Here is a 6,000-nt window from a genome sequence, read left to right on the forward strand (position 1 = left end):
AGGCGTGGTACCCGCCATAAAAAAAACCGGGTTTTGTCTATTAAAACGCTCAACAGCCCCCGGATCTTCATTTTCAATAAGATGCACAAAGCACAGTAAGGGACTATACTGCCGCTTCGTCGGCCTTCTGCTGGTTTTGAAGGGGCGGGGACCTAAAAAGCCGGGTCTCCGGTATCGGAATTTGTGGCAAAAAACCTGTGGCAATTTTTTTTTTTTGACACAAAAAAAGTGTCACAGGAAAATCTTTGAATGAATTTGAAACAGGCGCTCAGTGTTACGGCCCTGGCGTATTTGGTCCTCCCTGCCTGTTAGCTCCGAAATGAGCTTATAGAGAATGTGCATCAATTTGATTCACAAAGCCACGGGTTTTGCGTAGTTTTGCCGCCTAAATAAAAGCAAATGACACTACACAGGGAAGGGAAAGCCACTATTGCCATCAGCACGGTTCTTTTTTTAATCATAAGTTTTGTAGGCTGCTATTTCCTGTGCCCTGCGTATCCGGTTCTTTTCTGGATACTGGAAATAGCCCTGTTGATCGTGTTCGGACTGATCATATCATTTTTCCGGATCCCCGGCCGGAACTATACCATGGATGATACAGCGGTTATTGCGCCCTGTGATGGGAAAGTTGTAGTAATTGAGGAAGTGGATGCTGATGAATATTTTAACGATCGGCGGATCCAGGTTTCCATCTTTATGAGTCCGTTGAATGTGCATGTGAACCGCAACCCGGTAAATGGGACCATCGTGTATAACCAGTATCACAAGGGAAAATACCTGGTGGCCTGGCATCCCAAATCCTCTACGGAAAACGAGCGGCATTCCAATGTATACCGGCACAGCAGTGGTAAAGAAGTGCTGACCAAACAAATTGCGGGTGCACTGGCAAAGCGGATCGTAAATTACAACCAGGTAGGAAACCAGGTGAAACAGAACGACGAAATGGGATTTATCAAATTTGGTTCCAGGGTAGACCTGCTGTTACCGCTGGACGCCAAAATTAATGTGAAGATCGGGGATGTAGCCGTGGGCGGTGTTACGGTAGTGGCCCGCTGGTAATGCCAGGCGGATCTGTGAAAGCCCCGCCCAAATGCTGCATGCAAAAAGCTACTAATGCTTCAAAATCTATGCAGGAAGGTTACTCTTTGTACCTTTTTGTTTGTTCCCGATACTTTGTAGCGGTGCCGTCCGCCGCACAGCGAAAGATAAAATCAAGTGGAATGGCGGTGATGACGCTGACAATGGATGGCAAAAAAAATGTCGTAGACAGGCGGTCATCAACAGGCCTGCAACGCGGATTTTATCGGTTCCGCCTAATGTAAGCACCATTCCTTATCCGATTATTGTGGGCGGAATACGCCTTGTGGCGGACTTGACTTTTTGCTCCACTTTTGTGTCCAAGACAAAAGTGGAAATGAATGTTAAAGCAGTAATGATCGCTAAACAGCATACCCTGAATAAAGATATTTTGCATATCTATGGTATGTTTAAAACTATAGATTTTATCTATGGTCTATAGATACTATCGTTTGACCAGCCCCGGTTTTTGTGATACCTTTGCACCGCAATTGAAAAGCATAGAACCATATTTCATAAATTTTTTAAAATAAAAAGTATGTCATTAGTAGGAAAGAAGTTCCCCAGTGTGGCCATTGATGCTATGTCTGATATGGGAGACAATTTGAAGATCGATGTATATAAAGAAGCCGTTGAAAATAAAAAGAAAGTGCTGTTGTTCTGGTACCCCAAGGATTTCACTTTTGTATGCCCTACGGAGTTGCACGCTTTCCAGGAAGCGATCCAGGAATTCGGAAAAAGGAATACGCTGATCATTGGTGCATCCTGTGATACGGCCGAAGTGCATTTTGCCTGGTTAAACACTCCCAAGGACAATGGCGGTATTGAAGGCGTTACTTACCCCATCCTTGCAGATACGCATCGCTACCTGGCGGGCGAGCTGGGGATCCTGGATGCTGACTATGATGTAAATGAGGCAACCGGTGAAGTGAAGCTGAGCGGTTCAAATGTAAGCTACCGTGCAACATACCTGATCGATGAGGACGGCAAGGTCTTTCATGAAAGCGTAAACGATATGCCGCTGGGCCGGAACGTTCAGGAGTATCTCCGTTTAATTGATGCCTATACCCACGTGCAGCAGCACGGAGAGGTTTGCCCGGCTAACTGGGAAGAAGGTAAAAAGGCCATGAACGCAGACCGGGAGGGAGTGGCCGCTTATTTTAGCCACAATTAAAAAAAAGGATTATGTACGTAGAATTAAGTGAAGATAATTTACAGCAGCTGGTTGCAGACAACGAAAAGGTAATGGTACAATATGGCGCAGGGTGGTGCGGCAACTGCCGGATCATGAAACCAAAATTCAAAAAACTGGCCAGCGAAAATGAAAATGTAGCATTCATTTATGTAGATGCTGAAAAGCTGCCGGAATCCCGTAAACTGGCGAAGGTGGATAACCTGCCTACCTTTGCTGCTTTTAAGAACGGCGCGTTATTAAACCAGGTGCAAACGAACCAGGCTGCATCTTTAAACGAATTATTCCATGAAATTACCAATAATTAGAAAGTTATACCAGGCGGCCCCGGCAGAGAAGCTGCAGGCAACGGTAGAGGTGCTGGAAGCGTTTTGTGAGATGAATGTAAAGGATGAAGAGCTGGATGTAGCGGGTGAGCTGATCACAAATCTCTGTGGCGCTATTGAGGTGCATGAGCTGGTGAACAGCGGTATGCGGGAATCCGATGCCTTGAACACTTTTTCAAAGAAAGTACTGGGCTCTATCGACCGGTAGGGAAGGCGCGGTATTACGACAATATTGATTCAAAGAGGCTTTCGGGCCTCTTTTTTTGTGGAAAGTACTCCTTACTGCAGCACCCTTATGATCTTTACGAACTGCCTTTTATAATAGCCGGAAAATGTGCTGATGATAACACCGGTGCCGCTTCCTGCAGCGTGAATAAAGCTCAGCGGATCCTTAGCCGAGGTGATCATGCCGATATGCCCGATCCTGCTGCTGTGCTCTCCCCGGAAAAGGATCAGGTCGCCGGGCAATGCTTTTTGTATACTTACCGCTTGGCCTACATGCTCATAGTCGTAAGAACTGCGGGGCGGCTTTACCTGGTAGTGCCGGAAGAGATAGTAAAGGAAGCCCGAACAGTCGAACCCTTTTTGGGGATCAGAAGCGCCATATTTATAAGGAGTGCCCAAAAAAGTTTTTGCATAGCGGACAAGCTCCTCCCGGTCAATGTCCAATGGCTGGTTCATGGAAAGGGCCGCTCTGGGTCCGGTAACCTCACGGGGTGTTGCTGTGCTGCCTGGAGCAGGGACCGGCCGGTTGGAGCTGGTACTCTTTTTTGAAGAGCCACAGGAACCGGATATCAGCAATACTGCCAGGTATAGCAAAAAGGAGGGCTTTTTCATTCGTCAAAGATAGGCCGGATATGATCAAATCAGGGCAGCAGGGTTTGAATGGCTCCCCTTTAGTAGCGGGAACCCGGGCAAATAGGGCCGAACTGGGTAAAGGAGGGGGACCCAGGAGCGCTATGAGGAATTATAAGGAACCCGGATGCATTTACCCCGGGCAGGGATCTTCGTTTTGAAAAATTATCAGGTATATTTGAGGTTAAATAGTGATCATTATGCAGATACGATTTTTGGCTTTTTTGTTATTCATTGCCCTCGCTCCCGGGATGCGTTTAGCGGCCCAGGGAAAAAATACGCAACAGGTTGAAGCCGCCGTAAAAAAACTTACCCGGGCAATGTTGGATAGTGATGTGCCCGTTTTAAGCGCACTGGCATCGCCGAAACTGACTTACGGTCACTCCAGTGGCAAAGTGCAGGACAAGACGGAGTTTTTAGCGTCGTTCAAAACCGGTGCGAGTGATTTTACTAAGATTGATATCAAGGATCAGACGATCTATTTTGTAAACAATACCGCTATTGTGCGCCACCTGCTGGATGCCGATACCAATGATAACAAACAACCGGGGCATACCACGCTGAAAATAATGACTGTTTGGACAAAGGTGGGCAGTCAATGGTTACTGGTAGCCCGCCAGGCAGTAAAAGCCCTGTAAAACGACAGACTTATGAAGGGATTCTTTTTGGCAATAGGCATGGCTGTGGGAGCCGCTGTGTTTGCGCAGACCGCAACGATAGAGGTGAGCAATCCTGCTGCTTCCGAGCGGAAGGATGCATTGGTGGTATTGAAAAGGGCCTGGCTAAAACGTAAGCTGCCGGCGCTAAATGATCATCAGTATATTATTATAAAGGATAAAAATACCCCGCAGCTGGTCCAGTTCGATGACCTGGATGGGGATGGCGTTTGGGATGAAGCGGTGCTTTTGTCCGATCTGGCGTCCCGGCAAAAGAAAAAGCTTTCCGTAACGGCCAGTGCGCATCCGGCAGCTATAAAGGCGGTTGTGCGGAGCTACGTACGGCAAAAACACCGGTTACCGGATAATAGCTTCGGGGGTAATGTAGTGCGGGATACAATGCCTTATAACAACCTGCCAACAGATTTTTCAAAGCAAAAATTACCGCCCTACCTGACGGAAGGACCGGCCTGGGAAAATGATAAAGTCGGCTTCCGGAAATACTTTGATATAAGGAACGCGAATGATATCTGGGGAAAGCGGGTGCCTGATATGGTTTTGGATGAAGTAGGCGCCAACCCGGCTAACAGCTACCATAATTTATCGGCATGGGGGATGGATATCCTCAAAGTGGGAAAATCGCTGGGAGCCGGTGCGTTGGCACTGCGGGTAAAAGTGAACGGCAAAGATACCCTGGTCCGGTTTGGCCGCAATGTGGGGCAGCTGGTTTACAGGGAGGTCAGCAACGGGCCCCTGCGTTCTGTATTTGAGCTGCAGTACAGGAACTGGCAATATCTGCCGGGTGTGGCTCCCATTACAGTTACAGAACAGATCAGTATCTGGGGTGGCCAGTACTTTTTTGAAAATAAGGTTACTTTCAGCAGTGTACCGGCAAACGCATCGCTGGTAACCGGTACCATTGATTTTTACAGCCGGCAGGACCACCAGATCAGCCGCCAGGGAATTGCGGGGCTTTATACCTATGATCGGCAAAGTGAGAACAAAGACCAATTGGGACTGGCCATCCTTACCCCTGCAAAAAATGTAATAGGTTTTGGCCATATCAGCTCCCCGGGTACCGACGTTACCAATGTATTCACTGTAGATCTGAAGACATCCGCAGAGCAACCCCTGGTGTACCGTTATTATGTTGGCTGGGAACTGACCGATAAGACTTTTGCCTCCAGGCAGGGGTTCGAAAAAATGCTGTCTGCAGAAGTAGAGAGGTTTGCAAAACCGGTTGTTATACGGTAATTGGATAATTGGGGAATGTGATAATTTGAAGATTTGAATCCCGACGGTTCGCATGCGCGTCAGGTTAATTTTAGGAATAGTGGTTAAAGGCCAAAGCTGCAGCGCAGCGTTGCGCTTATTAGCAACGAACAGGAGATGGAACAGAGGTGCAGCGCACCGGTAATATAAGCTTTCCCAATATATCCCCGCCGCGCTGCGGCTACGGGTAAGTCCCTGGAAGTGCTTGTTACCATTATTTGCGGCGCGCTGCGCCTGCTATCAAAAGATGAGGTCTTTTTTAGCTTCCAAAGGCTTATTCATACTACATTTTATGGTAATAGACCTGTTTTTTATCTTGACGCGCTCCCGATAGCCATCGCATGCGCGTCAGGTTAATTTTAGGAATAGTGGTTAATGGCAAAAGCTGCGGCGCAGCGTTGCGCTTATTAGTACCGAACAGGAGATGGAACAGCGGTGCAGCGCACCGGTAATATTAAGTTTTCCCCGAAAAGATTCCCGCCGCGCTGCGGCTACGGGCAAGTCCCTGGAAGTGCTTGTTACCATTATTTGCGGCGCGCTGCGCCTGCTATCAAAAGATGAGGTCTTTTTTGGCCTCCAAAGGCTTATTCATACTACATTTTATGGCCATAGACCTGTTTTT

General features: G+C 47.7%; 9 protein-coding genes. 8 read left to right on the plus strand and 1 reads right to left on the minus strand.

Translation table 11 applies throughout. The features are described from left to right. The first annotated feature begins 399 nt into the window (after positions 1-399). The 5 genes from BLS44_RS07875 to BLS44_RS07895 all read left to right on the plus strand — a co-directional run bounded on the left by BLS44_RS07875 (position 400) and on the right by BLS44_RS07895 (position 2,803). Positions 400-1,059, plus strand: a complete 660-nt coding sequence (locus BLS44_RS07875) for a phosphatidylserine decarboxylase family protein (protein ID WP_090389499.1) — start codon at positions 400-402, stop codon at positions 1,057-1,059. A gap of 100 nt (positions 1,060-1,159) precedes the next feature. Then, positions 1,160-1,519 (plus strand): hypothetical protein, encoded by a 360-nt coding sequence (locus BLS44_RS07880; protein WP_090389500.1) that lies wholly within the window; start codon positions 1,160-1,162, stop codon positions 1,517-1,519. Between the two features lie 96 nt (positions 1,520-1,615). Further along, positions 1,616-2,251 (plus strand): peroxiredoxin, encoded by a 636-nt coding sequence (locus BLS44_RS07885; protein WP_090389501.1) that lies wholly within the window; start codon positions 1,616-1,618, stop codon positions 2,249-2,251. A gap of 11 nt (positions 2,252-2,262) precedes the next feature. Further along, entirely contained in the window at positions 2,263-2,577 is a 315-nt protein-coding gene (locus BLS44_RS07890) for a thioredoxin family protein (protein WP_090389502.1), read from the plus strand. Next, a complete protein-coding gene (locus BLS44_RS07895; RefSeq protein WP_090389503.1) occupies positions 2,558-2,803 on the plus strand; it encodes a DUF6952 family protein in 246 nt (81 codons plus the stop codon). The genes BLS44_RS07890 and BLS44_RS07895 overlap by 20 nt, the downstream gene beginning before the upstream one ends. Positions 2,804-2,874: 71 nt before the next feature. Here BLS44_RS07895 and BLS44_RS07900 read toward each other — a convergent pair whose 3' ends face one another. Then, positions 2,875-3,432 (minus strand): C40 family peptidase, encoded by a 558-nt coding sequence (locus BLS44_RS07900; RefSeq protein ID WP_090389504.1) that lies wholly within the window; start codon positions 3,430-3,432, stop codon positions 2,875-2,877. Between the two features lie 218 nt (positions 3,433-3,650). Between BLS44_RS07900 and BLS44_RS07905 the strand changes: the two genes are divergently transcribed. The 3 genes from BLS44_RS07905 to BLS44_RS26785 form a co-directional block, all read left to right on the plus strand. Further along, positions 3,651-4,088 carry a nuclear transport factor 2 family protein gene (locus BLS44_RS07905; RefSeq protein WP_090389625.1) on the plus strand — a complete coding sequence of 146 codons (438 nt, stop codon included), beginning with the start codon at positions 3,651-3,653 and terminating at the stop codon, positions 4,086-4,088. 12 nt (positions 4,089-4,100) lie between these two features. Continuing rightward, the gene (locus tag BLS44_RS07910; RefSeq protein WP_090389505.1) at positions 4,101-5,360 is read left to right on the plus strand and encodes a DUF4861 domain-containing protein; all 1,260 of its coding nucleotides are present in this window, start codon (positions 4,101-4,103) and stop codon (positions 5,358-5,360) included. 442 nt (positions 5,361-5,802) lie between these two features. Continuing rightward, the coding region (locus tag BLS44_RS26785) for a hypothetical protein (RefSeq protein WP_218127708.1) at positions 5,803-6,000 on the plus strand (198 nt) is incomplete at its 3' end.

Origin of the sequence: Niabella drilacis (assembly GCF_900101395.1) — a bacterium.
Lineage (GTDB): Bacteria > Bacteroidota > Bacteroidia > Chitinophagales > Chitinophagaceae > Niabella > Niabella drilacis.

What these genes read in the sequence shown, in the direction of transcription:
- BLS44_RS07875 (WP_090389499.1), top strand. Translation starts at nt 400, where the DNA reads ATGACACTACACAGGGAAGGGAAAGCCACTATTGCCATCAGCACGGTT.
- BLS44_RS07885 (WP_090389501.1), top strand. Translation starts at nt 1,616, where the DNA reads ATGTCATTAGTAGGAAAGAAGTTCCCCAGTGTGGCCATTGATGCTATG.
- BLS44_RS07890 (WP_090389502.1), top strand. Translation starts at nt 2,263, where the DNA reads ATGTACGTAGAATTAAGTGAAGATAATTTACAGCAGCTGGTTGCAGAC.
- BLS44_RS07895 (WP_090389503.1), top strand. Translation starts at nt 2,558, where the DNA reads ATGAAATTACCAATAATTAGAAAGTTATACCAGGCGGCCCCGGCAGAG.
- BLS44_RS07900 (WP_090389504.1), bottom strand. Translation starts at nt 3,432, where the DNA reads ATGAAAAAGCCCTCCTTTTTGCTATACCTGGCAGTATTGCTGATATCC.
- BLS44_RS07905 (WP_090389625.1), top strand. Translation starts at nt 3,651, where the DNA reads ATGCAGATACGATTTTTGGCTTTTTTGTTATTCATTGCCCTCGCTCCC.
- BLS44_RS07910 (WP_090389505.1), top strand. Translation starts at nt 4,101, where the DNA reads ATGAAGGGATTCTTTTTGGCAATAGGCATGGCTGTGGGAGCCGCTGTG.